The 22,498-nt window shown below is 68.8% G+C and carries 23 protein-coding genes; 7 read left to right on the top strand and 16 right to left on the bottom strand.

Going from position 1 to position 22,498, the window contains the following annotated elements; genetic code table 11:
• Positions 1 to 130: 130 nt before the first annotated feature.
• The 4 genes from glmU to DIE15_RS33090 all read right to left on the bottom strand — a co-directional run bounded on the left by glmU (position 131) and on the right by DIE15_RS33090 (position 3,836).
• Positions 131 to 1,492, bottom strand: coding sequence for a bifunctional UDP-N-acetylglucosamine diphosphorylase/glucosamine-1-phosphate N-acetyltransferase GlmU (glmU, locus tag DIE15_RS33105; RefSeq protein WP_057928630.1), 1,362 nt, complete (start codon positions 1,490 to 1,492; stop codon positions 131 to 133).
• Between the two features lie 133 nt (positions 1,493 to 1,625).
• On the bottom strand, positions 1,626 to 2,621 hold the full coding sequence (gene ttcA / locus DIE15_RS33100; RefSeq protein WP_124835503.1) for a tRNA 2-thiocytidine(32) synthetase TtcA: 996 nt from the start codon (positions 2,619 to 2,621) through the stop codon (positions 1,626 to 1,628).
• Positions 2,618 to 3,016, bottom strand: a complete 399-nt coding sequence (locus DIE15_RS33095; RefSeq protein WP_057928628.1) for a dihydroneopterin aldolase — start codon at positions 3,014 to 3,016, stop codon at positions 2,618 to 2,620. Before DIE15_RS33095 ends, ttcA begins: the two co-directional genes overlap by 4 nt.
• 76 nt (positions 3,017 to 3,092) lie before the next feature.
• Positions 3,093 to 3,836: an SDR family oxidoreductase gene (locus tag DIE15_RS33090; RefSeq protein WP_057928627.1), complete on the bottom strand. Its 744-nt coding sequence runs from the start codon at positions 3,834 to 3,836 to the stop codon at positions 3,093 to 3,095.
• A 13-nt stretch (positions 3,837 to 3,849) separates the two neighbouring features.
• Between DIE15_RS33090 and DIE15_RS33085 the strand changes: the two genes are divergently transcribed.
• Positions 3,850 to 5,040 carry a class I SAM-dependent methyltransferase gene (locus DIE15_RS33085; RefSeq protein ID WP_124835502.1) on the top strand — a complete coding sequence of 397 codons (1,191 nt, stop codon included), beginning with the start codon at positions 3,850 to 3,852 and terminating at the stop codon, positions 5,038 to 5,040.
• Positions 5,041 to 5,051: 11 nt separating this feature from the next.
• Entirely contained in the window at positions 5,052 to 5,246 is a 195-nt protein-coding gene (locus tag DIE15_RS33080; RefSeq protein ID WP_057928625.1) for a DUF2905 domain-containing protein, read from the top strand.
• A 36-nt stretch (positions 5,247 to 5,282) separates the two neighbouring features.
• Here DIE15_RS33080 and DIE15_RS33075 read toward each other — a convergent pair whose 3' ends face one another.
• The 6 genes from DIE15_RS33075 to DIE15_RS33045 form a co-directional block, all read right to left on the bottom strand.
• Positions 5,283 to 5,504: a hypothetical protein gene (locus tag DIE15_RS33075; RefSeq protein ID WP_057928624.1), complete on the bottom strand. Its 222-nt coding sequence runs from the start codon at positions 5,502 to 5,504 to the stop codon at positions 5,283 to 5,285.
• A 98-nt stretch (positions 5,505 to 5,602) separates the two neighbouring features.
• Positions 5,603 to 6,511: a carbohydrate kinase gene (locus tag DIE15_RS33070; protein WP_124835501.1), complete on the bottom strand. Its 909-nt coding sequence runs from the start codon at positions 6,509 to 6,511 to the stop codon at positions 5,603 to 5,605.
• A complete protein-coding gene (locus DIE15_RS33065) occupies positions 6,508 to 7,788 on the bottom strand; it encodes an AGE family epimerase/isomerase (protein WP_057928622.1) in 1,281 nt (426 codons plus the stop codon). The genes DIE15_RS33070 and DIE15_RS33065 overlap by 4 nt, the downstream gene beginning before the upstream one ends.
• Positions 7,785 to 8,804 carry a LacI family DNA-binding transcriptional regulator gene (locus DIE15_RS33060; RefSeq protein WP_057928621.1) on the bottom strand — a complete coding sequence of 340 codons (1,020 nt, stop codon included), beginning with the start codon at positions 8,802 to 8,804 and terminating at the stop codon, positions 7,785 to 7,787. Before DIE15_RS33060 ends, DIE15_RS33065 begins: the two co-directional genes overlap by 4 nt.
• A 369-nt stretch (positions 8,805 to 9,173) precedes the next feature.
• Positions 9,174 to 11,012 (bottom strand): phosphodiesterase, encoded by a 1,839-nt coding sequence (locus DIE15_RS33055; RefSeq protein ID WP_057928620.1) that lies wholly within the window; start codon positions 11,010 to 11,012, stop codon positions 9,174 to 9,176.
• A 357-nt stretch (positions 11,013 to 11,369) separates the two neighbouring features.
• Complete coding sequence (locus tag DIE15_RS33045) at positions 11,370 to 12,413, bottom strand: bile acid:sodium symporter family protein (protein ID WP_057928619.1); 1,044 nt, start codon at positions 12,411 to 12,413, stop codon at positions 11,370 to 11,372.
• A gap of 345 nt (positions 12,414 to 12,758) precedes the next feature.
• Here DIE15_RS33045 and DIE15_RS33040 point away from each other — a divergent pair, with 345 nt between their 5' ends.
• From DIE15_RS33040 to DIE15_RS33030, 3 genes are all read left to right on the top strand, one after another.
• Positions 12,759 to 13,271 carry a peptide-binding protein gene (locus tag DIE15_RS33040; protein ID WP_124835506.1) on the top strand — a complete coding sequence of 171 codons (513 nt, stop codon included), beginning with the start codon at positions 12,759 to 12,761 and terminating at the stop codon, positions 13,269 to 13,271.
• A gap of 368 nt (positions 13,272 to 13,639) precedes the next feature.
• Entirely contained in the window at positions 13,640 to 14,716 is a 1,077-nt protein-coding gene (locus DIE15_RS33035; RefSeq protein ID WP_057928618.1) for a porin, read from the top strand.
• 172 nt (positions 14,717 to 14,888) lie between these two features.
• A complete protein-coding gene (locus DIE15_RS33030; protein ID WP_057928617.1) occupies positions 14,889 to 15,851 on the top strand; it encodes a LysR family transcriptional regulator in 963 nt (320 codons plus the stop codon).
• 112 nt (positions 15,852 to 15,963) lie between these two features.
• Here the strand turns inward: DIE15_RS33030 and DIE15_RS33025 are convergent, their stop codons facing one another.
• Positions 15,964 to 16,923 carry a nitronate monooxygenase family protein gene (locus DIE15_RS33025; RefSeq protein ID WP_057928616.1) on the bottom strand — a complete coding sequence of 320 codons (960 nt, stop codon included), beginning with the start codon at positions 16,921 to 16,923 and terminating at the stop codon, positions 15,964 to 15,966.
• Positions 16,924 to 17,202: 279 nt separating this feature from the next.
• Between DIE15_RS33025 and DIE15_RS33020 the strand changes: the two genes are divergently transcribed.
• On the top strand, positions 17,203 to 18,099 hold the full coding sequence (locus tag DIE15_RS33020) for an alpha/beta fold hydrolase (protein WP_124835500.1): 897 nt from the start codon (positions 17,203 to 17,205) through the stop codon (positions 18,097 to 18,099).
• A 36-nt stretch (positions 18,100 to 18,135) separates the two neighbouring features.
• Here DIE15_RS33020 and DIE15_RS33015 read toward each other — a convergent pair whose 3' ends face one another.
• Complete coding sequence (locus DIE15_RS33015; protein ID WP_057928614.1) at positions 18,136 to 18,627, bottom strand: Lrp/AsnC family transcriptional regulator; 492 nt, start codon at positions 18,625 to 18,627, stop codon at positions 18,136 to 18,138.
• Positions 18,628 to 18,740: 113 nt separating this feature from the next.
• On the opposite strand from DIE15_RS33015, the gene DIE15_RS33010 reads away from it, so the two are divergent.
• Positions 18,741 to 19,613 (top strand): DMT family transporter, encoded by an 873-nt coding sequence (locus DIE15_RS33010; RefSeq protein WP_124835499.1) that lies wholly within the window; start codon positions 18,741 to 18,743, stop codon positions 19,611 to 19,613.
• 245 nt (positions 19,614 to 19,858) lie between these two features.
• Here the strand turns inward: DIE15_RS33010 and DIE15_RS33005 are convergent, their stop codons facing one another.
• From DIE15_RS33005 to DIE15_RS32990, 4 genes are read right to left on the bottom strand one after another with little or no spacing between them, the layout of a single operon-like run.
• Positions 19,859 to 20,065 (bottom strand): DUF1289 domain-containing protein, encoded by a 207-nt coding sequence (locus DIE15_RS33005; RefSeq protein ID WP_057928612.1) that lies wholly within the window; start codon positions 20,063 to 20,065, stop codon positions 19,859 to 19,861.
• Positions 20,062 to 20,568, bottom strand: a complete 507-nt coding sequence (locus DIE15_RS33000) for a YbaK/EbsC family protein (protein WP_057928611.1) — start codon at positions 20,566 to 20,568, stop codon at positions 20,062 to 20,064. Before DIE15_RS33000 ends, DIE15_RS33005 begins: the two co-directional genes overlap by 4 nt.
• Positions 20,569 to 20,590: 22 nt before the next feature.
• The gene (locus DIE15_RS32995; protein WP_057928610.1) at positions 20,591 to 21,523 is read right to left on the bottom strand and encodes a hydroxymethylglutaryl-CoA lyase; all 933 of its coding nucleotides are present in this window, start codon (positions 21,521 to 21,523) and stop codon (positions 20,591 to 20,593) included.
• Positions 21,524 to 21,553: 30 nt separating this feature from the next.
• Positions 21,554 to 22,495, bottom strand: a complete 942-nt coding sequence (locus DIE15_RS32990) for a glyoxylate/hydroxypyruvate reductase A (protein WP_124835498.1) — start codon at positions 22,493 to 22,495, stop codon at positions 21,554 to 21,556.
• Positions 22,496 to 22,498 lie beyond the last annotated feature (3 nt).

Genomic DNA, 22,498 nt, shown 5'->3' with positions numbered 1-22,498 from the left:
TTCGAGGCGCCGCAATCCTTCGATCAGCACCGGAACGATATTACGCTGCGCAACTGCGCCGACAATGCCGCACATGAATGGTCAATCCTGTAAGTCGACGCGGGCGCCGTCCGGGCGCCCGCAAAAGGGTTCAGCTCTTCTTCTTGACCGGGCGGACGTAGCCGCTTTTCGCGGTCTGCGTCTTCTCGTTCAATGCGAGGACGCCCTCGGCGACGTCCTTCCAGATCGTCGTGCCGGCCGCGATCGTCACGCCGCGGCCGACGCGCACCGGCGCGACGAGCTGCGTATCCGAACCGACGAACACGTCGTCCTCGATCACGGTGCGGAACTTGTTCGCGCCGTCGTAGTTGCAGGTGATCGTGCCCGCACCGATGTTCACGCGCGCGCCGATGTCGGCGTCGCCGATGTACGTCAGGTGGTTCGCCTTCGAGCCGTGGCCGATCACCGCGTTCTTCACCTCGACGAAGTTGCCGACGTGCGCTTCGTCCGCGAGCTGCGCGCCCGGGCGCAGCCGTGCGTACGGGCCGATCACGGTGTGCGCGCCGAGCTCGGCGCCGTCGATGTGCGTGAAGGCGTCGATGCGCGTGCCGGTGCCGATCGACGCATTGCGGATCACGCAGTTCGCGCCGATCGTCACGTTGTCGGCGAGCGTCACGTTGCCTTCGAACACGCAGTTCACGTCGATCGACACGTCGCGGCCGCAGCGCAGCGTGCCGCGCACGTCGAGGCGCGCCGGATCGGCGAGTGTGACGCCGTCGACGAGCAGCGCATCGGCGACGTTGCGCTGATGGATGCGCTCGAGCTCCGCGAGCTGCGCCTTGCTGTTCACGCCGAGCGTTTCCCAGTCTTCGTCGGGCTGCGACGTGACGATCTCGAAGCCGGCCTCGATCGCGAGCTCGACGACGTCGGTCAGGTAGTACTCGCCCTGCGCGTTCTCGTTCTTCAGCGCGCCGAGCCACATCGACAGCTGCGCCGTGGGCGTGACGATGATGCCGGTGTTGATCTCGGCGATCTTCAGCTGCTCGGGCGACGCGTCCTTCTGCTCGACGATGCGCGTGACGAAGCCGGATGCGTCGCGCACGATGCGGCCGTAACCGGTCGGATCGTCGAGCGTGACGGTCAGAATCCCGTAGCGGCCTTCGCGTGCGGCGTCGACGAGACGCTGCAGCGTCGATGCGCGGGTGAGCGGCACGTCGCCGTACAGCACCAGCGTCGGTTGCGCGGGATCGAGCAGCGGCAGCGCCTGGCGCACCGCATGACCGGTGCCGAGCTGTTCGGCCTGCACCGCGAACTGGACGTCGGGCGCGGCGACGGCGGCCTGGACCTGCTCGGCGCCATGACCGACGACGACGACGAGCCGCGACGGCTGCAGCGTGCGCGCGGTGGCGATGACGTGGGAGAGGAGCGGCCTGCCGGCCAGGGGATGGAGCACTTTCGGCAGCGCGGAACGCATGCGCTTGCCGGTGCCTGCCGCCAAAATCACGATATTCATGGCGAGCTTGTCAGAGGAGTTCGTAGCCGATCATTTTAGCATGCGGCCCCTGGCGTTCCGGGCCTGTCGCGGCGGGGCGACAGCGCCGGAAAAGGGGGCTTGCGCCCCGCGCCGGCGAGTGTTCTGGCCCTGCTTACAGGTCGTCGAACTGGACGATCGAGATCGGTTTGGCGGCGCCCGGTGCGGCGGTGTCGTCGCCGGACGCGCACGGCTCCTCGTCGAACGCGATGTCGCCCTGCGGATCGGCAACGCCGGTCGCGCGCAGCGACGCGAACGGGAACTGGGTCGTATCCATCAGGTGCGACGGCACGACGTTCGCGAGCGCGCTGAACATGTTGTCGACGCGGCCCGGGAAGCGCTTGTCCCATTCGCGGATCAGCGCCTTCATTTCCGCGCGCTTCAGGTTCGGCTGGCTGCCGCACAGGTTGCACGGGATGATCGGGAATTCGCGCAGCGCCGCGTATTTCTCGAGATCGGTTTCCTTCACGTACGCGAGCGGGCGGATCACGACGTTCCTGCCGTCGTCCGACTGCAGCTTCGGCGGCATCCCCTTCAGCTTGCCGCCGTAGAACATGTTGAGCAGCAGCGTCTGCAGGATGTCGTCGCGGTGGTGGCCGAGCGCGATCTTGGTCGCACCGAGCTCGCCGGCCACGCGGTACAGGATCCCGCGGCGCAGCCGCGAGCACAGCGAGCAGGTCGTCTTGCCCTCGGGCACGAGCCGCTTGACGATGCTGTAGGTGTCCTGGTTCTCGATGTGGAACGGCACGCCGACCTGCGTCAGGTACTCGGGCAGCACGTGCTCCGGAAAGCCCGGCTGCTTCTGGTCGAGGTTGACCGCGACGATGTCGAAGTCGATCGGCGCGCGCTCGCGCAGGCGCAGCAGCACGTCGAGCATCGCGTAGCTGTCCTTGCCGCCCGACAGGCACACCATCACCTTGTCGCCCTGCTCGATCATGTTGTAGTCGCCGATCGCCTGGCCGACCTGGCGCACGATCCGCTTGAACAGCTTGTTGTTCTCGTACGCTTCCTTCTGCTCGCGGCGCGTCAGCGCGCGGCGGCCGGTGTCGGCGGCGGTGGCTTCGATGGCGGCCGCGTCGGCCGTCGTGTCGTTCATGTGGGGGGCGTTCATGCCTCGTCCTTGATGCGAAAGACTTCGACGCCGACGGCATCGCAGTCCGGATAGGCGTCCGGTTTCTCGGTACAGACGCGTACCGCGCGCACGGCGTCGTGCGCCAGCAGGTGCGCGGCGATCGCGTCGCACAGCGTTTCCTGCAGGTGGATGTGGCCGCGCGCCACGCTCTGCGCGACGCTCTGCTTCATCAGGTCGTAGTCGACGACTTCATGCAGCCGGTCGTCGACGGGGGTGGACAGCGCGAGCGGCACGAACAGGTCGACGTTGATGACGACGCGCTGCTCGCCGCGCTTCTCGTGTTCGAAGGCCCCGATGTTGATGTGCACCTCGTAGTCGCGCAGGTAGAGCCTGCGGCAGTCCGCGAGGCGGGGGTGCAGGAGAGCGGAAAACATGGTCGTTCCAGTCAAATTGGCGTGCGCGCACGCAAAGCGGCGCGGGCGGCGGCATCAGGCCGCGCGCTCGCGCGGTTCATTCATTCGGGCCGGCGGCGGGTGGCACCAGGTGCTCGCCGCCGTCGACGGTCAGCGTCGCGCCCGTCACGCCGGGCGCGCTCGCGAGATAGCAGGCCGCCGCCGCGATGTCGTTCGCGTGCGCCGCGTGGCCGCGCACGAGCGCCGCGACGCGCACCTTCGGCGCGAGCGCCAGCGCCAACGCCGAGGTCGCGCGGTTCAGCGCGGCCTGCATCAGCGCGTGCGACAACTGCGCGGGCGCCGGGTGAAACAGGGCCTGATCCAGTACGTGGATCGCGCACGCGCGCAGCGATTCGTTGCCGCGCGCGGCGTCGGGCGTCGCATCGGCGAGCGCGCGGGCCAGCGCGAGCGGCGCCGTCACGTTGCGCGCGAGTGCGCCGGCGAGCGATGCGCCGTCAACCGTGTGCGCGTCGTCGGTGCCCGCGCATGCGCTGACGAACACCACGCAAGTGGGCCGGCCGAGTGCCTCGACGCACGCGGCGACGAGCGCGGCAGCGTCGGCTTCCAGGGCCAGATCGGCATCGAGCACGGCTGCGCGGCGGCCCCGTGCGGCGACTTCGGCGACGAGCGCGTCGGCGGCCGCGCGCGGCGCGCCGGGGCTGCGCTGCAGCGCGACGTCCCAGCCGCGCTGCGCGAATCCGGTCGCGAGCGCACGACCGAGCGACGCGGCGTCGGAAGCGCTGCCCAGCGCGCCTGCGACGAGCGCGATGCGCGGGGGCGACGTATCGGCTGAAACGGTCATTTACAATGCCGGGATGAACCCGAAAGCTCACGAACCCGCTAGTTTACCTGCTCCCGGCCCTGACGCGCTTGCGCAGTCCGAAACCCTTGCCGCGCAATTGCGCGACGAGATCGCGGCGGCGGGCGGCTGGCTGCCGTTCGACCGCTTCATGGAGCGCGCGCTGTACGCGCCCGGCCTCGGCTATTACAGCGGCGGCGCGCGCAAGTTCGGGCGCCGCGCCGACGACGGCAGCGACTTCGTGACGGCCCCGGAGCTGTCGCCGCTGTTCGCGCAGACGCTCGCGAATCCCGTCGCCGACGCGCTCGCGGCGAGCGGCACGCGCCGCGTGATGGAATTCGGCGCGGGCACGGGCAAGCTCGCGGCCGGGCTGCTCGCGGCGCTCGATGCGCTCGGCGTCGAGCTCGACGAATACCTGATCGTCGACCTGTCCGGCGAACTGCGCGAACGGCAGCGCGACACGATCGCGGCCGCCGCGCCGGCGCTCGCCGGCAAGGTGCGCTGGCTCGACGCGCTGCCCGAGCGCTTCGACGGCGTCGTGGTCGGCAACGAGGTGCTCGACGCGATGCCGGTGCGCCTCTTCGCGAAGGCGGACGGCGCGTGGCTCGAGCGCGGCGTCGCGCTCGACGCGCAGCACGCGTTCGTGTTCGACGACCGGCCCGCCGGCGCGGCAGGCCTGCCGCCGGTGCTCGCGACGCTCGAGGTCGACGACGGCTACGTGACCGAGACGCATGAAGCCGCGCTGGCGTTCACGCGCACCGTATGCACGATGCTCTCGCGCGGCGCGGTGCTGCTCGTCGACTACGGCTTTCCCGCGCACGAGTACTACCATCCGCAGCGCGACCGCGGCACGCTCATGTGCCACTACCGGCACCACGCGCACGACGACGCATTCCTGTACCCGGGGCTGCAGGACATTACCGCGCACGTCGAATTCACCGGCATCTACGACGCGGGCGTCGCCACCGGAGCGGACCTGCTCGGCTACACGTCGCAGGCGCGCTTCCTGCTGAACGCGGGCATCACCGACGCGCTGGCCGCGATCGATCCGTCCGACATCCACCAGTTCCTGCCGGCCGCGAACGCGGTGCAGAAGCTGATCTCGGAAGCCGAGATGGGCGAGCTGTTCAAGGTGATCGCGTTCTCGCGCGGGATCGACGGCACGCTCGACGCGTTCGCGCGCGGCGACCGCTCGCACGCGCTCTGACGGGGGCCGGGATGCTGCGCTGGCTGATGGCGTCGTTCGTCGCGGTGATGATCCTGACGCGCTGCTGGCCGTGGCTCGGCAAGTTCGGCATCGGACGGATGCCGGGCGACGTCACGCTGACGCTCGGCGGACGGCGCTACCCGTTCCCGTTCATGTCGACGCTGGTGCTGACGATGCTGGTGTCGATGGTGGCGCGGCTGCTCTGAGCCGCGAATGCGGCGCGTGCGTGATGGCCCGGCGCACTACAGTTCGATTTCGCCGAGGATCCGGTGCGCGAGCGCCTTCGCTTCGTCGAACGCCTCTTCCTCGCTCGGGCTCGTCGTGTGGACGTCGTAGCGCACGTTCTCCGTATCGTCGCCATCGTCCCGGGCGAGGATCACGTAGCCCTGGAACTGCCCGTTGGCGGCGTGCTGCGTATGCGCCTTGGCCGTGTAGATGCCTTTCGTGAACGTGTTCGTGTCCATCGTGCCTCTCCCGCAATAGGACACTTCATCGTAGCACTGCGGCGCAGCATGTACAGCGCCGCTAATCGGCGACCGATCAGCGCGCCGTCATCATGCCGTCACCATTCGAGCAGCGCGACGACCTCGTCGAGCGTCGGCGCATGCGCGCCCGTATGCCGGCATGCCGCGGCGCCCGCCGCGAGCGCGAACGCCAGATGTTCGCGCCACGACCGTTGCGGCGCGGCCATCAGGCTGAACAGCATGCCGCCGATCGACGCGTCGCCCGCGCCGACGGTGTCGACCACCTCGACGCGCGGCGGGCTCGCCTCGAGCACGTCGCCGTCCGCGTAGAGCGTCGCTGCCTGCGCGCCGCGCGTGACGAATACGGCCGTGCGCGGATTCAGCGCGCGCACCGCGGCGATCGCGTCGGGGCCGTCGCCGCCGAACAGGTGACGCAGGTCCTCGTCGGATACCTTGATCAGGTCGGCGAGGCCGGCCATCTTCGCGAGCGTCGGCTGGTACGCGGCCGTCATCAGGTTCCGGTAGTTCGGATCGAAGCTGATCTTCACGCCGCGCGCGTGCAGCTCGGCCGCGAGTGCGACGAGCGTGCCCGCGAGCGGTTCGCGCACGAGGCTGATACAGCCGAAGTGCGCCCATTTCACGTGTTCGGCCCAGCCGGCCGGCAGCCGCGCCGGGTCGAACGCGAGATCCGCGCTCGCATCGCCGATGAAGAAGTACGCAGGCGGCCGCGTCTCGTGGACGATCGCGAGCAGCGGCGCACGCGGCACGCGCTGCAGGAAGCGCAGATCGAGCCCGGCCGCATCGCTGGTGCGCCACAGCACGTCGGAGAAGCAGTCTTCGCCGATCGCGCCCGCGAGCGCGCTCGGCATGCCGAGCCGCGCAACCGCGCGCGCGACGTTCCAGCCGGCGCCGCCCGGCACCGACGTCCACTGCGCGTCGCCCACGCGCACCATGTCGGTCAGGATGTCGCCCGCCGACACGAATGCCGGAAACATGCCGCCGCTCATTGCGTCGGCTCGCTGCGCGCCGCGCGCGCGAGGGTCGCGAGCACGTCGTAGCACGCGCCCATCGTGTGATAGTCGGTCTTGCCGGCCGGGCTCTTCTCGTCGCTGTACTTGCGGTTGTCGCAGGTGAGGATCCGGTACCACGCGCCGTAGCGGTGATCGACGAAATGCGCCCAGCTGTAGCGCCAGATCTCGTCGTACCAGTCCCAGAAGCGCTCGCTGCCGGTGCGCGCGCCGAGCATCGCGGCCGCCGCGAAGGTTTCCGCCTGCACCCAGAAATACTTGTTGTGGTCGCAGATCGTGAAGTCGGGGCCGAAGCCGTAGCAGAGGCCGCCGTGATCGGCGTCCCACGCGTGCGTGAGCGCCGCGTCGAACAGCTCGGCCGCGCGCGGCGCGAGCCAGTCGAGCGGGCGGTGCCGCTCCAGGATCAGCAGCAGCTTCGCCCATTCGGTCTGATGGCCGGGCTGGAAGCCCCACGGACGGAAGATGTTCGAGCTGTCTTCCTTGTTGTAATCCCAGTCGATCGACCAGTCCGCATGGTAGTGCTCCCACACGAGGCCGCCCGACAGCGCGGCCTGGCGCTGCGTGACGTGGGTCGCGAGCTTCTCCGCGCGGTCGAGGTAGGTGAGGTGGCCGGTCGCCTCGTAGGCCGCGAGCAGCGCCTCCGTCATGTGCATGTTCGCGTTCTGGCCGCGGTACGACGACACGTTCCAGTTCGGCGTCGCGTCGTCCGCGTAGAGGCCCGCGGCCGCATCCCAGAAGCGGTGCTCCGCGAGCTCGTAGGTCGACGCGATCAGCGCGCGTGCTTCGTCGATGCCGGCCATCGTCGCATGCGCGGCGGCCAGCAGCACGAACGCAAGCCCGTAGCAATGGCGCGTGCCGTCGAGCGTCGCGCGTTTTGCGCCGTCGCGCCAGTCGAGTTCCCAGTCGTAGCCCTGCAGCGCTTCATCCCAGTGCGCGTCGCGCAGGAAGCGCAGCCCGTGGCGTGCATGGTCGAGATGACGCGGATCGCCGAAATGCCGGTACGCCATCGCGTAGTTGAAGACGAACCGGCAGCTGCTGACCAGGTGCCGCGACGTGCGGTTGTAGATGCTGCCGTCGTCGCGGAAGTAGTGGTAGAAGCCGCCCGTCGGGTCGAACGCGTTCGTCGCGTAGAAGCGCAGCGTGTCCTCGATGTGCGACAGCAGGAACGACGGATCGCGGAAGCTCGCGACGAACGGTGCCGCTTGCGCGTGGTTGGCCGGCGTGGCCGTGCGTGATTGGACCGGGGGCATGTTCATGATTCGGTGACCGTGGCGGTATCGAATGCCGGCGAGCCGGCGGGCTGGCTGCTGGCCCGCACGATCAGCTCGACGGGCAGGGAGATCTCGGTGTGCTCGGGCGCTTCCGCGAGCAGCAGTTCGACGCCGCGGCGGCCGAGCGCTTCCTTGTCGACGGCGAGCGTCGTGAGTGGCGGGTTCGCGTGCGCGGCGGCGGGGATGTCGTCGAAGCCGACGATCGCGATCTCCTCCGGAATCCGCACGCCACGCGCGATGCACACGCGCTGCGCGGCCAGCGCGGCGGCGTCGTTGTACGCGAACACGGCGTCGGGGCGCGGGCCCGGCGCATCGAGCAGCTGCTGCATCGCGCGCGCGGCGCCGGTGTCGGGGTCGAGCCCGGCGTCGATCGTCACTTCGTACGCAGGATCGAACAGCCGCCCGGCCTCGAAGAACGCGCGCCGGTAGCCGATCGCGCGCTGCGCGATGCTGTAGTGCGCGGCCGATCCGCCGATGAACGCGATCCGCGAGCGGCCGGTGGCGAGTAGATGGCGCATCGCGAGCGCCGCGCCCGTCGCGTTGTCGATGTTCACCGAGCGCAGGCCGGGCGCCCACAGGTCGATCAGCACGAGCGGGCGGCCGGTCGCGGCGAGCGCCTCGATCGTCTCGGGCTCGATGAAGCCGGCCACCGCGATCGCGTCGGGGGCGTGCGGGCGCATCTGGCGCAGCACGTCGTCGTTCGGGCCGACCGTGAGCAGCGTCGGCACGATGCCGCGCTCGCGGCACGCGTCCTCGACGCCGTGCAGCACGTGCGAGAAGAACGGGCTGGCGGGAAAGCGGTTGTGCTGGCGATGCAGCAGGAAGGTAAGCCGGCGGATGCGCGGACGCAACTGGGCCGGGTCGTAGCCGAGCCGCTGCGCGATTTCGACGATGCGCGCGCGCGTGGCTTCGGACAGGCCCGGCTGGTTTTTCAGCGCGCGGGAGACGGTGCCGATCGAGACCTCTGCCGCCCGCGCAACGTCGCGAATGGTGGTGCCCATCGTTCGGGATCCGATTTGTTTAGGGTGACGGCGATTGTATAGTAAAACGCCGTACCTAATTAGGGCTGGATAGCCGGGGAATACCCGGAAATAATGGGTTTTTTACGCGCTAATCTGCGAAAACGCCGTTACTAAAAATACTAAACAAATCGCGGAAAAGGCAAGGTGATCGCGCGGAAAGGGGGCTCGGAAGGCGGCGCGTCACATGGGCGGGCCGGATGTTCGACGCAAAGGGCGGACGCTCGACAGTCCGTCACCGTCGATCGGGGCGCCAGGGGCGCGGGAAGGGCCGCACCGTCGATGCTGTTCGGGCAGCCGACGGCCCGTCTGCTGCAGGCAGCCTGCCTGCGGTCGGTTGCCGCCCGCCGTTCAGCCCGCCGCCGCGTGCGGCGGCTCGCCGCGCTCCCGCAGCGCCGCGCGGCCCGCGTCGAGATCGACGACCGCGAGCCCGCCCGGCTGCTGTTTCGCGCGCCGTTTCGCGAGCGCCGCAACCGACGCGATCTCGTCGCTGCCGTAGCGCATCGCGCCGTTCGCACCGGCCGGCACGCCAACCGCGCCGATCGCCATCGTCACGAAACCAAAGAACGCGGGGTTGCCGTGGCGGTCCTCGCCGCGCAGCCCGCCCGCCAGCCGGTCGGCCTGCGTGTAGAAGCGCTGCGCGCCGTCGTTGAAGCGCGCGATCGCGTCGGCCGCACGCGTGCGCCAGTCGTCGCGCTGGAACAGCACGAGGAAATCGTCGCCGCCGACGTGCCCGAGGAAGTCACGCTGCGGATCGCACACGCCGGCCAGCACGGTGGCCGCGAACTTCAGCACTTCGTCGCCCTGCCAGTAGCCGTACTGGTCGTTGAACGGCTTGAACTGGTTCAGGTCGACGTAGCACGCGTGGAAACCGGCGTCGCGCTCCAGCAGGCGGTCGATGTGCGCGCTGATCGGGATGTTGCCGGGCAGGAAGGTCAGCGGATTCGCGTAACGCGCGGCCTCGATGCGCACTTCGGTCACCGCGCGCACGAGACTCTCGCCGGTGCCGAGCCCGACGTAGCGGCCGTGTTCGGTGATCACGAAACCATCCGCGAGATAACGCTGGTCATGGCTTGCGAGCAGCATCGCGAGCTGTTCGACCGTCGTCGCGTTGTCGATCATCAGCGGCGCGTCGTTCGCGAATTGCAGGCACGGCTTCTTGCCGAACACCTCGCGGTGGTACGGCAGTGCGAAGCGGTCCATGAAGCCGCGCCGGTTCACGAGCGCGACCGGCCGCCCGCGTTCGACGAGCGCGACCGCGTGCAGGCCCGGCATCCGGTTGAACAGGTCCAGCACGTCGTTGCTGCTCGCATCGCGCGGCAGCGCGGGCGCCGGGACCAGCATCTTCGCCGCGATCGTGCCGGCCGGCCGCACGGTGCGCGTGGCGCCCGGGAACACCGCGATGTGCGGGGTGCGGATCGCGTCGCGCGCGGCCGGCGCGACGACCCGCGGCGGATGCGCGTTCGGCCGGCCGAGCAGGAAGCCCTGCACGCAGCAGATGCCCATGTCGCGCACGACCATCAGGTCGCACGCGTTCTCGATGCCTTCCGCGATCAGCTGCGCACCGCTCGCCTGCGCGAAGTGCTGCATCGCCCTGACCGCCTCGAACTTGAGCGGGTCGCGGGCGATGTCGTGGATGAAGAAGCGGTCGATCTTCACGACGTCCGGATGCAGGCGCAGCCACAGGTTCATGCTCGCGTTCGCGGTGCCGTAGTCGTCGAGCGCGAACTGGATGCCCGCGTCGCGCAGCGACGCGACTGCCGGCTCGATGCGCGCGATGTCCGGTATCGCGGTCTGCTCGGTCAGCTCGATCACGATGCGCTCGGCGCCGACCCGTGCGCGGCCGAGCAGCTGCCGCGCGCGCTCGCGTTCGCGCGCGAGTTGCTCGATCGTGCCCGCGCTGAAGTTGAGGAACAGCTTGCCGTCGCAGCCGAGTGCCGCGAACGCGTCGAGGCACGTGAGCGCGGCCGCCTGTTCGAGCGCGACGGTCGTGCCGTCGCGGGCGGCCTGCGCGAACAGCGCGGCCGGCGGCTCGAGATCGGTGCCGCGCGGGCCGCGGATCAGGCCTTCGTAACCGACGACCGTGCCGGATCCGAGGTCGACGATCGGTTGGAACACGGCGGCGAGCGCGCGCTCCGCGATCAGGCGCGTGGTGGGGGCGGCGGACGAATCGGGATGGGGCGCGGGCATTGACGAGGACGGCAGAGACGATGGGACGCCCGACTTTAACGGCAGCGCGTGCAGAGAATTGAATGAAGATTTCGTGACGCGATGCACGTTGCTGGTGCATGCGCCGCGGCGGGCTGAAGGGACGCGGCGGCGCGGTGGTAGAGGCTGAGGCTGAGGCTGAGGCTGAGGCGGGAAGGCGGGAAGGCGGGAAGGCGGGAAGGCGGGAAGGCGGGAAGGCGGGAAGGCGGGAAGGCGGGAAGGCGGAAGGCGGAAGGGCGGAAGGCCGAGAGCCGAGAGCCGAGAGCCGAGAGCCGCGGGACGGAAGCAGAACGGCGAATACCCAGCGGCGGCCAGCCATGCCGGCCGCGCCCTCCCGCGTCAGTGCTTGCCCGCGTTCAGCGCACCCTGCGTGCGCGCCGTCCCGGCCGCGGCGCTCTCGCCGTCACGCTCGCCGCTCATGTCGCGCGCGCCCCAGCGCTGCGCGAGCGCCGCGCACGCCATCAGCTGGATCTGGTGGAACAGCATCAGCGGCAGCACGATCGCGCCGACCGCCTGCGCGGAGAAGATCACCTTCGCCATCGGCACGCCGGCCGCGAGGCTCTTCTTCGATCCGCAGAAAATGATCGTGATCTGGTCGGCCCGGTTGAAGCCGAGCCGCTTGCTGACGACCGTGGTCAGCACCAGCGCGATCACGAGCAGCACGACGTTGACGACCAGCAGGCCGCCGAGCGCGCGCGCCGGAATCTGGTGCCACAGCCCCTGGTTTACGGCCTCGCTGAACGCGACGTAGACGACGAGCAGGATCGAGCCCTGGTCGACGAAGCGCAGCACGCCGCGATTGCGGTCGATCCAGCCGCCGATCACGGGCCGCAGCAGCTGGCCTGCGATGAACGGCACGAGCAGCTGCATCACGATGCTGCCGACGGTGCTCCACGGCGACGCGGCCGCGGCCGACTGCGACGTGATCATCAGCCCGACGAGCGCCGGCGTCACGAAGATCCCGAGCAGGCTCGACGCGGACGCCGCGCACACGGCGGCCGGCACGTTGCCCTTCGCGATCGACGTGAACGCGATCGACGACTGGACCGTCGACGGCAGCGTGCACAGAAAGAGCACGCCGGCATAGAGCGTCGGCGTGACGAGCGGCTGCAGCACGGGCTTCAGCGCGAGGCCGAGCAGCGGGAACAGCGCGAACGTGCTGAGCAGCACGACCGCATGCAGCCGCCAGTGGGTCGCGCCCGCGACGACGGCTTCGCGCGACAGCTTCGCGCCATGCAGGAAGAACAGCAGGCCGACCGCGATGTTGGTCGCCCAGTTGAACGCATGGGCGGCCGGGCCGCGGCACGGCAGCAGGCTCGCGAGCACGACGGTGCCGACGAGCGCGAGCGTGAAGTTGTCGGGAAGGAAACGGGGACGGGCCATCGGGAAACTCGATTCGGAAACGGCGGGCGCGCACCTCGCGCGTGAAGCCGATATTGTCCCGATTGACTATTCAATACGCAAATTCATTGTGCGAATCAATTGATGAATCGATTGCATGCAACAGCGGGCGTCCGCGGCGGCCCGCTGTTGCGCAAAATGGCAGAAGAATGTTCTGCCACGATTGCGCCATGAAGTGAAAAAACCTAGCAGTAACATGGTGTTACACCGATGCCCGCGACCTAACACTTTTTGGCTCGACACCGTTTCGGACCGCTCATAAATTACTGCTGAAAGGCTTGCGTTGGCTGGAAACGGCCGGCGGCGAGCGGTAACAGGCACTGAATGATGACGGAACGGGTGAAACTGAAGGTCGGACGATGGGTGGCGGGCGTGCTCGGCGCGCTGCTGGTGCCGCTCGCGCTCGCGCAACCGCCGCACGGCGGCCAGGCGTTCGGCGGCCACGGCTTCGGTCACGGTTTCAGTCACGGTTTCGGTGGCGGCGACATGCACGCCTATGGCCGGCCGGCCGGCAACGCGCCGGTCTGGCGCAGGGCACTGCCGCCGGGCGGTGCCGGCGCGCGTGCCGGCGGCGTGAGCGGCTATGGTTCCCGCTGGGGGCTGCGGCCGACGCCGTCGTACGGCCATTACGCCGCGCAGAGCCCGTATCGCCCGATCAGCGCCGACTCCCGCCAGATGCCGCGGCCACCCGGCGGCGGCAACGTGCCGCTGCGTGCCGGCTCGATCCGCGCCGACGTCGCGCGCTACAACGAGGAGCGCGGCGGCCGTCCGATGCCGCCGCCTCGCGCGCAGGAAGAACCTTCCCACTCGCCGTTTTTCTCCCCGTTCTACCGAAACTGAGCGCCCTGCGCGTTCGCTGAGCGCCCCGCGCGTTCGTTCCCCCCCGCCGGCTGTGATGCGAATTCGCCACAGTCGCGCGCAGATTTCCGCTGATTTTCCCGCAGCATTGCGCTATCTTTCGCGCCCGGCACGCGCGCGCCCCGCGGCCGTCCGGTCGCGTGCCCGCTCCGCGCGGGGCCGCTGACGCGCGCCCGGTCATGTGTCGATTTCGCGAAGTTAATGCCGTCGCTATACCCGCAATAAGTGCGCGCAATTTTGACCGGACAAATGATCCGTAAAGATGGCTGCGCCCCATACGACGCAAGCAATCGGCTCCAAAAACAACGCTCGCGCCACTTATCGACTATTCGACAAAACCTGGAGATCCCATGAAAGCATTCGCTCGCCGTGCGTCGCGCACGTCCGTCAAGCTGATCGCCGCGGCCGCCTGCGTGGCGGCAACCGCACCCGTCCACGCGCAGTCGAGCGTTTCGCTCTACGGTCAGGTCGACGAATGGGTCGGCGCAACCAAGTTCCCGGGCGGCAATCGCGCATGGAACGTGTCGGGCGGCGGGATGTCGACGTCGTACTGGGGCCTGCACGGCGCAGAGGATCTCGGCGGCGGCTACAAGGCGATCTTCACGATGGAAAGCTTCTTCCGTGCGCAGAACGGCCAGTTCGGCCGCTTCCAGGGCGACACGTTCTTCGCGCGCAACGCGTACGTCGGCGTCAGCTCGCCGTACGGCACGGTGACGGCGGGCCGCCTGACGACGCACCTGTTCCTGTCGACGATCCTGTTCAACCCGTTCTACGACTCGTACACCTTCTCGCCGATGGTGTACCACGTGTTCCTCGGCCTCGGCACGTTCCCGACCTATCCGAGCGACCAGGGCGCGGTCGGCGATTCGGGCTGGAACAACGCGCTGTCTTACACGTCGCCTTCGTTCGGCGGCCTGAATTTCGCGGCGATGTACGCGCTCGGCAACACGGCCGGCGACAACCGCTCGAAGAAGTGGAGCGCGCAGTTCAACTACGCGAACGGCCCGTTCGCGGCGACCGCCGTCTACCAGTACGTGAACTTCAACAACGGCCCGCAGGACCTGAGCTCGCTCGTAACCGGCATGAAGAGCCAGGGCATCGGCCTGGTCGGCGCGACCTACGACCTGAAGTACGTGAAGCTGTTCGGCCAGTATATGTATACGAAGAACGACCAGGTCGCGGGCAGCTGGCACGTGAACACCGCGCAGGGCGGCGTGTCGGTGCCGCTCGGCGTCGGCAACGCGATGGCGTCGTACGCATACTCGCGCGACGCGGGCGGCCTAGACCAGACGCGCCAGACCTGGGCCGTCGGCTACGACTATCCGCTGTCCAAGCGCACCGACGTCTACGCCGCGTACATGAACGACCACATCAGCGGCCTGTCGAGCGGCAACACGTTCGGCGCCGGCATCCGCGCGAAGTTCTGACGATTCGTTCGCAGGGCGCGCACACGCAGCGCGCGTCCCGCCTGCCGGCTTTCCGCCCCAAAACGGCGCCGCCATCCGCGGCGCCGTTTTGCTTTTGTTGACCTTTTTGTTTCCTCGCCTTTGTTACCCTATCTCGTAATTGCATGATTCCCAGGAATTGCGAGCTAGTTCGATGGATACCCTCGTCAGCATGAATGTGTTTCGCTACGTCGTCGAAGTGGGCAGCTTCGTCGGCGCGGCCGAGCGCATGCAGATGTCGGCCGCGATGGCGAGCAAGCACGTGATGCATCTCGAGCAGCAGCTCGGCGCGCGGCTGCTGCATCGTACGACACGACGTGTCGCGCCGACCGAGGCGGGACGCGAATACTATGAGCGCCTCGTGCAGGCGCTGTCGGAACTCGACGAAGCCGGACAGGCGGTCGGCGCCGCGAGCGTCGTGCCGCAGGGCCGCCTGCGCGTGACGTCGCTGTCCGCGTTCGGATTGCGGCACGTGATGCAGGCCGTCACCGACTATGCAGGCCGGTTCCCGGACGTGACCGTCGACATGACGCTGTCCGATCGCGTGGTCGACCTGATCGAGGAAGGCTATGACGTCGCGGTGCGCGCGGCGCCGAACGGACTGAAATCGTCGTCGCTGGTCGCACGGCAGATCGCGACCGCGCACATCTTGCTGGTCGCGTCGCCCGCGTATCTCGAGAAGCACGGCACGCCTCAGACGATTGCCGATCTCGCGCACCACAACTATCTGCGCCGCGATTCGAATTCGACGATGCTCGATTCGCTGGTGATCGACGCGGCCGCCGCGTCGCGCGTGAGCCTGAACGGCAACCTGATCGTGAACCATCTCGAAGGGCTGCGCGCGGCCGTGCTCGCGGGCGCGGGCATCGCGCTGCTCGGCACCGAGGTGGTCGGCGACGACATCGAATCCGGCCGGCTCGTGCCGGTGCTGCTCGACTCCGTGCCGCCGCACGAGGCGCCGATCTATGCGGTGTACGCGAGCCGCCGCCATGTGTCCGCGAAGGTGCGTTCGTTCGTCGATTTCCTCGCCGCGCGATTCGAAGGGCAGTCGCTGTGCCCGTCGATCGAGTCGCGCCTGCGCGTGTTGCCGATCACGCGGATCAAGCGCGCGGGCTGAGCGGCGCCGGCCGTCCGCGGGTGGACATGAAAAAAGCGCGAGCCGTGTGCGGTTCGCGCTTTTTTGTTGAGGCCGGCATCAGGCGCGGCGGTGGAGCAACCCGCCGCCTGCTTCAGCGGGCGATGCCGAGCCGTGCCTTCGCGTCGTCGTACTCGCGCTTCAGCCGCTCGACGAGCGCGCCGACGCTCGGCAGGTCGTCCATCAGGCCGACGCCCTGGCCGGCGCCCCAGATGTCCTTCCATGCCTTCGCCTTGTCGCCGCCAAAGTTCATCTTCGACTTGTCCGATTCCGGCAGCGCGTCCGGATCGAGGCCGGCCTTCTCGATGCTCTCGCGGATGTAGTTGCCGTGCACGCCGGTGAAGAGGTTCGTGTAGATGATGTCGGACGATTTCGCGTTGAGGATCGCGTGCTTGTAGTCCTCGACCGCGTGCGCTTCCTGCGTCGCGATAAAGCGCGTGCCCATGTACGCGAAGTCGGCGCCCATCGCCTGCGCGGCGAGGATCGAGCCGCCGTTCGCGATCGAGCCGGACAGCACGATCGGGCCGTCGAACATCTGGCGCACTTCGCCGACGAGCGCGAACGGCGAGGTCGTGCCCGCGTGGCCGCCGGCGCCGGCCGCGACGAGAATCAGCCCGTCGACGCCGGCTTCGAGCGCCTTCTGCGCGTGACGCAGGTTGATCACGTCGTGCAGCACGATGCCGCCGTAGCTGTGCACCGCGTCGACGATCTCGCGCGCCGGCGCGCGCAGGCTCGTGATGAAGATCGGCACCTTGTGCTCGACGCACACGCGCACGTCATGCTCGAGCCGCACGTTCGACTGGTGGACGATCTGGTTGACCGCGATCGGGCCGATCACCGCGTCCGGGTGCTTCGCCTTGTGGTCCGCGAGCTCGGACTGGATCTGCGTGAGCCACTCGTCGAGCAGTTCGGCCGGACGGGCGTTGAGCGCGGGGAATGATCCGACGATACCCGCCTTGCATTGCGCGAGCACGAGTTCGGGGTAGCTGACGATGAACATCGGCGACGCGATGACGGGCAGCGTCAGGTTCTGCAGGGCGGCGGGCAATGCCATGTGATGTCTCCAGTCTCGAGGGGCGGCCGGACCCGGCGCGATCGCGCCGGCGCCGGCATGCATGCTTGGCGGTCGAACGGTGCTTCGAGTGTAGCGGCGCAGCGGTGCGTTCATATTGATACGAACGGTCGTGCGATTCTACGCGAGCTTAGCAAGCTGCGCGGTGTGGCGACAATCGAGTGAGTGTTCTCTTTCTACGCATTCGGGCATCTACCGCGCGCAGCAGTCGGCCGGGCGCTCCTACAATATCCGCCATAACAAGCCAACGAGAAAGAAACCATGTCGTTCGACGCGTTTGTACCGTTTCGCGTGACGGTGCAGGACACCGACATCTTCGGTGTCAAAGGAGGCGCGGGGCCGCCGCTTCTGCTGCTGCACGGCCATCCGCAGACCCACATGATCTGGCATCGCGTCGCCGCGACGCTCGCGAATCACTTCACGGTGATCGCGACCGACCTGCGCGGCTACGGCACGTCGGGCAAGCCGCCGAGCGACGCGCAGCACGCGCCGTATTCGAAACGCGCGATGGCGGCCGACCAGGTCGCCGTGATGCGGCATTTCGGCTTCGCGCAATTCCACGTATGCGCGCACGATCGCGGCGCGCGCGTCGCGCACCGGCTCGCGCTCGATCATTCGGCGGCCGTCGAGCGGATGATGCTGCTCGACATCGCGCCGACGCTCGCGATGTACGAGCAAACCGATCGTGCGTTCGCGACCGCGTATTTCCACTGGTTCTTCCTGATCCAGCCGGCGCCGCTGCCCGAAACGCTGATCGAAGGCCGCACCGATGCATACATCGAGCGCGTGATGGGCAATCGTTCCGCCGGGCTCGCGCCGTTCGAGCCGGAAGCGCTCGCCGCGTATCGCGCCGCGCTCGCGCAGCCGGGCGCCGTGCATGCGATGTGCGAGGACTACCGCGCGTCGGCGACGATCGATCTCGAACACGACCGCGCGGATCTCGAGCGCGGCAACAAGGTCGCGTGCCCGCTGCGCGTGCTGTGGGGCGAGAACGGGATCGTCGGCCGCTGCTTCGATCCGCTCGACGAATGGCGGCGCGTTGCGCGCGACGTCAGCGGCCGCGCGCTCGCGTGCGGGCACTACATTCCGGAAGAGGCGCCCGTCGCGCTGATCGACGAGCTGCTCGCGTTCTTCGAAGCGCGCGACGCGGCCGCGTGAGCGGCGCCGGCCGCAGCGGGTGGCGCGCGCCGACGGTCAGCGGCGCGCGGCATCGTCTTCGACGAGGGGCGGCAGGCGGCGCGGCACGGGCGTCGACTTCACGATCGCCGTGCTCGTTTCCGCGCGCTCCGTCACCTTCGACAGGATGTCGTCGAGGTGCTCGATCGAGCGCAGGTAGAGCCGGCAGATGAAGCAGTCCTCGCCGGTCACCTTGTCGCATTCGACGAATTCCGGGATCCGCCGCAACACCTCCTCGACGAGATGCAACTGCCCCGGCAGCGGCTTCACGCGGACGATCGCCTGCAGCGTGTAGCCGAGCGCGCGCGGGTCGAGCTCGACGGTGAAGCCCGCGATCACGCCCTGCGCTTCGAGCCGCCGCACGCGGTCGGCGGTCGCGGGCGCCGACAACCCGATCTGCCGCGCCAGTTCGCTGGTGGCGATGCGCGCGTCCTCGGCGAGCGCCGCGAGGATCGCGCGGTCGGTCGCGTCCAGCGACGCGACGGCGGGCGGGGAAAGGCGTTTCGACATGATCGCTTTGCTTTCGAAGGTGAATCGATTGTTTCGCTTCAGTTTAGTCGTGGATGCGCGGAAAGCAAGTTCCTAGAATCGAAGTCATCTCCTCTCGTCAAACGGAGTCCATGATGGCCTCGAACGAAATCCGCCGCGGTGCCGCCGAGATGGTCGTCGCGATGATGACGTCCGGCACGATCGGCTGGCTCGTGATGTCGTCGCAGCAACCGCTTACCAACGTCGTGTTCTTCCGCTGCCTGTTCGGCGCCGCGACGCTCGCGATCGTCTGTGCGGCGCTCGGCTTCCTGCGCCGCGCATTGTTTTCGCCGCGCATGCTCGCGCTCGCGACGCTCGGCAGCGTCGCGATCGTCGCGAACTGGCTGCTGCTGTTCGCCGCGTATTCGCGCGCGTCGATCTCGATGGCGACCGCCGTGTACAACACGCAGCCGTTCATGCTCGTTGCGCTCGGCGCGATCGTGTTCCGCGAACGGGTCGGCGCCTCGACGATCGCGTGGCTCGCGCTCGCCTTCATCGGGCTCGTGTGCGTGGTGCGGGTCGAGCCGGCGGTGCTCGCGGTACCCGGCGAATATCTCGAAGGCGTCGCGCTGTCGCTGGGCGCGGCATTCCTGTACGCCGTGTCGTCGATCGTCACGAAGCACCTGAAGGGCACGCCGCCGCATCTGCTCGCGCTGCTGCAGGCCGGCCTGGGCATTGTGCTGCCCGCGACGGCCGCGCAGTGGCTCGATCTCGTCGTGCTCGGCGTCGTGAACACCGGTCTGATGTATGTGCTGCTGTACGGTGCGATCCAGAAGCTGCCGGTCGCGATGACGGGCGCACTGTCGTTCGTCTATCCGGTCGTCGCGATCATCGTCGATCGCGTCGCGTTCGGGCAGACGCTCGCGTGGACGCAGGTGCTCGGCGCGCTCCTGATCCTGCTCGCGGCGGCCGGCGTGAACCTCGGCTGGCGCATCGTGCCCGCGCGTCGCGCGGCGGTCGGCAACTGAAACGGTCGTGCGATTCGGCTTGCCGCTACGGCTTGCCGCTACGGCCTGCCGTGCGGCTCGGCGCCGACGCCCGTCAGCGCCGCATCCGGGAACGCCGATTGCGCACGAAACATGCTGTAAGAAGTTGTAGGGAAACACCCGATGCGATGCTGCAGCGTCGCTCGTATGATGCGGGCTGTGACGTTGATCACGTTCACAGGATTCCGATCTCATGCCGTTCGCCAGACAGGCCGAACGGCATTTTTTTATGCGCCGCTCCTGGCGAGCAGGCGCCGCCGCGCGTCGAGCCGCGCCAGCAACGCGCGTCTCGCGTCGTCGTCCGACGCGCGCCATCCCTTGATCTCGTCGCGCGTGCGCAGGCAGCCCGCGCACCAGTCGGTACGCGGGTCGATCCTGCATACGTCGGTGCACGGCGACGCGACCGTCCCGACCGATACCGGCACGGCGCTCATGCGTCGTTGCGCAGCGCGATGTCGGCGACCGGCGCGCCCGTCAGCGTGACGAGCTCCTGCGGCGACAGGTTGAACACCGCGTGCGGATGGCCGGCGGCTGCCCACAGGCTGTCGAGCGCGAGGAGGTCGGCGTCGATCAGCGTGACCGGTTCGACGAGGTGACCGATCGGGCAGACGCCGCCGATCGCGTAGCCGGTGTTGTCGCGCACGAACTTCGCATCGGCGCGGCCGACCGTGCCGACCTGGGCGGCGACCTTCTTCTCGTCGACGCGGTTCGTGCCGCTTGCGACGACGAGTACCGGCAGGCCGTCCGATTCACGGCGAAACAGGATCGACTTCGCGATCTGCGCGACCGAGCAGCCGAGCCCGGCCGCGGCCTCGGCGGAGGTCTTGCCGGTCTCGGCGAGCATCACGATCCCTTTCTCATGGCCGCGTTCGCGCAGCAGCAGCGCGACGCGTCGCGCGGAATCGGGGAGAGCGTCGAATGAAGCGGGTGTCGTCATGGAGTAATCCGTCAATGTCGGGTCAGACGCAGCTCGGCGCGTCGGCCGCGCTCTGCGCCTTGGCGAGCAACGCGCGACCGGCGCGCGACACGTTCGCGCGGCCGATCGCGTTCGAGATGAAGTCGCCGGCGGCGACCACCTGCGCGAGGTCGATGCCGGTGTCGATGCCAAGGCCCTGCATCAGGTACAGCACGTCCTCGGTCGCGACGTTGCCGGTCGCACCCTTCGCGTACGGACAGCCGCCGAGGCCCGCGACCGACGCGTGGAAGATCTCGATCCCTTCGAACAGCGCCGCGTAGATGTTCGCGAGCGCCTGGCCGTAGGTGTCGTGGAAGTGGCCCGACAGCCGTTCACGCGGAAACACGCGCGTGACGGCCGCGAGCACTTCGCGCGTGCGCTTCGGCGTGCCGACGCCGATCGTGTCGGCGATGTCGATCTCGTCGCAGCCGAGCGCGGCGAAGCGTTCGACCACGTCGACGACCGAGGCGACCGGCACCTCGCCCTGGTACGGGCAGCCGAGCGTGCACGACACGCTGCCGCGCAGCCGCAGGCCGGCATCTTTCGCGGCCTTCGCGACCGGCTCGAAGCGCGCGATGCTCTCGGCGATGCTGCAGTTGATGTTGCGCTGCGAGAACGCCTCGCTCGCCGCGCCGAAGATCACCACTTCGTCGGCGCGTGCGGCGAGCGCGTTCTCGAAGCCCTTCAGGTTCGGCGTGAGCACCGAGTACACGGTGCCCGCGCGACGCTCGATGCCGGCCATCACGTCCGCGCCGTCGGCCATCTGCGGCACCCATTTCGGCGACACGAACGACGCGGCCTCGATATTGCGGAAACCGGCGCGCGACAGCCGGTCGACGAGCGCGATCTTCACGTCGGTCGGCACGAAGGTCTTTTCGTTCTGCAGCCCGTCGCGCGGGCCGACTTCGACGATCTTGACGGCGGTGGGGAACGTCATGGTTGTCTCCAGTTTTGTGTAGGGCGGAATTCAGTAGCCGCGCGCGTAGTCGACGATGCCGCCGATACGCTCGCCGCGCTCGAATGCGCGAATCTTGCCGGCGATCTGCTCGACGGCTTCGTCGCGCAGCGTCTCGGCCGAGCTGTGCGGCGTGATCGTGATGCGCGGCGCGTGCCAGAACGGATGATCGGCCGGCAGCGGCTCGTGCTGGAACACGTCGAGCGTCGCCGCGGCGACCTGGCCGCTCGCGAGCGCATCGAGCAGGTCGGCTTCGACGAGATGCGCGCCGCGTGCGACGTTCACCACGTACGCGCCCGGCGCGAGCCTGGCGAAGGTCCGTGCCGACAGGATCCCGTCGGTATCGCGCGTGCTCGGCAGCAGGTTCACGAGCACCTTCGCGCCGTCGATGCACGCGACGAACGCATCGCCGCCCGCGAAGGTTTCGATACCGTCGAGCTGCTTCGGGCTGCGGCTGTAGCCGCGCACCGGCAGCCCGAGCGCGGCAAGCGAGCGCGCGACCTGCGCGCCGAGCACGCCGAGGCCGAGCACCGCGACGGTGAAGCGCGCGCGCGGATGCGGTTCGAGCACTGTCCAGCGGCGCTCGTGCTGCAGCGCTTCGTATTCGTCGAAGCGGCGCAGGTAGCGCAGCACCGCGTGCGTCACGTATTCGATCATCTGCTGTGCCATGCCCGAATCCTCGAGGCGCACCAGCGGCACGTCGCGCGGCAGCGTGCCGGGATGCGCGCGGTCGAGCGCGAGCAGCGCGTCGACGCCCGCGCCGAGATTGAAGATCGCGCGCAGCCCGTCGCGCGGCGCGAACAGCTCGCGCGGCGCGCGCCATACGAGCGCGTAGTCGGCGGCGGCCGTGTCGCCCGGTTGCCACGCGCGCAGCTCGGCCTCGGGCAGCGCCTGCGCGATCGCGTCGCGCCATGCGCCGGCTTCCTGATGCGGCGAGTAGAACAGGATCTTCATGCG

The organism is Burkholderia sp. Bp9031 (genome assembly GCF_003857965.1).
GTDB lineage: Bacteria > Pseudomonadota > Gammaproteobacteria > Burkholderiales > Burkholderiaceae > Burkholderia > Burkholderia ambifaria_A.
The sequence above is the reverse complement of the archived record's forward strand: the minus strand, read 5'-3'. Positions and strand labels throughout refer to the sequence as shown.

Excerpts from the sequence above, each read along its gene's own strand:
- glmU (WP_057928630.1), bottom strand. The coding sequence starts at position 1,492 with ATGAATATCGTGATTTTGGCGGCAGGCACCGGCAAGCGCATGCGTTCC.
- ttcA (WP_124835503.1), bottom strand. The coding sequence starts at position 2,621 with ATGAACGCCCCCCACATGAACGACACGACGGCCGACGCGGCCGCCATC.
- DIE15_RS33095 (WP_057928628.1), bottom strand. The coding sequence starts at position 3,016 with ATGTTTTCCGCTCTCCTGCACCCCCGCCTCGCGGACTGCCGCAGGCTC.
- DIE15_RS33090 (WP_057928627.1), bottom strand. The coding sequence starts at position 3,836 with ATGACCGTTTCAGCCGATACGTCGCCCCCGCGCATCGCGCTCGTCGCA.
- DIE15_RS33085 (WP_124835502.1), top strand. The coding sequence starts at position 3,850 with ATGAACCCGAAAGCTCACGAACCCGCTAGTTTACCTGCTCCCGGCCCT.
- DIE15_RS33080 (WP_057928625.1), top strand. The coding sequence starts at position 5,052 with ATGCTGCGCTGGCTGATGGCGTCGTTCGTCGCGGTGATGATCCTGACG.
- DIE15_RS33075 (WP_057928624.1), bottom strand. The coding sequence starts at position 5,504 with ATGGACACGAACACGTTCACGAAAGGCATCTACACGGCCAAGGCGCAT.
- DIE15_RS33070 (WP_124835501.1), bottom strand. The coding sequence starts at position 6,511 with ATGAGCGGCGGCATGTTTCCGGCATTCGTGTCGGCGGGCGACATCCTG.
- DIE15_RS33065 (WP_057928622.1), bottom strand. The coding sequence starts at position 7,788 with ATGAACATGCCCCCGGTCCAATCACGCACGGCCACGCCGGCCAACCAC.
- DIE15_RS33060 (WP_057928621.1), bottom strand. The coding sequence starts at position 8,804 with ATGGGCACCACCATTCGCGACGTTGCGCGGGCGGCAGAGGTCTCGATC.
- DIE15_RS33055 (WP_057928620.1), bottom strand. The coding sequence starts at position 11,012 with ATGCCCGCGCCCCATCCCGATTCGTCCGCCGCCCCCACCACGCGCCTG.
- DIE15_RS33045 (WP_057928619.1), bottom strand. The coding sequence starts at position 12,413 with ATGGCCCGTCCCCGTTTCCTTCCCGACAACTTCACGCTCGCGCTCGTC.
- DIE15_RS33040 (WP_124835506.1), top strand. The coding sequence starts at position 12,759 with ATGACGGAACGGGTGAAACTGAAGGTCGGACGATGGGTGGCGGGCGTG.
- DIE15_RS33035 (WP_057928618.1), top strand. The coding sequence starts at position 13,640 with ATGAAAGCATTCGCTCGCCGTGCGTCGCGCACGTCCGTCAAGCTGATC.
- DIE15_RS33030 (WP_057928617.1), top strand. The coding sequence starts at position 14,889 with ATGGATACCCTCGTCAGCATGAATGTGTTTCGCTACGTCGTCGAAGTG.
- DIE15_RS33025 (WP_057928616.1), bottom strand. The coding sequence starts at position 16,923 with ATGGCATTGCCCGCCGCCCTGCAGAACCTGACGCTGCCCGTCATCGCG.
- DIE15_RS33020 (WP_124835500.1), top strand. The coding sequence starts at position 17,203 with ATGTCGTTCGACGCGTTTGTACCGTTTCGCGTGACGGTGCAGGACACC.
- DIE15_RS33015 (WP_057928614.1), bottom strand. The coding sequence starts at position 18,627 with ATGTCGAAACGCCTTTCCCCGCCCGCCGTCGCGTCGCTGGACGCGACC.
- DIE15_RS33010 (WP_124835499.1), top strand. The coding sequence starts at position 18,741 with ATGGCCTCGAACGAAATCCGCCGCGGTGCCGCCGAGATGGTCGTCGCG.
- DIE15_RS33005 (WP_057928612.1), bottom strand. The coding sequence starts at position 20,065 with ATGAGCGCCGTGCCGGTATCGGTCGGGACGGTCGCGTCGCCGTGCACC.
- DIE15_RS33000 (WP_057928611.1), bottom strand. The coding sequence starts at position 20,568 with ATGACGACACCCGCTTCATTCGACGCTCTCCCCGATTCCGCGCGACGC.
- DIE15_RS32995 (WP_057928610.1), bottom strand. The coding sequence starts at position 21,523 with ATGACGTTCCCCACCGCCGTCAAGATCGTCGAAGTCGGCCCGCGCGAC.
- DIE15_RS32990 (WP_124835498.1), bottom strand. The coding sequence starts at position 22,495 with ATGAAGATCCTGTTCTACTCGCCGCATCAGGAAGCCGGCGCATGGCGC.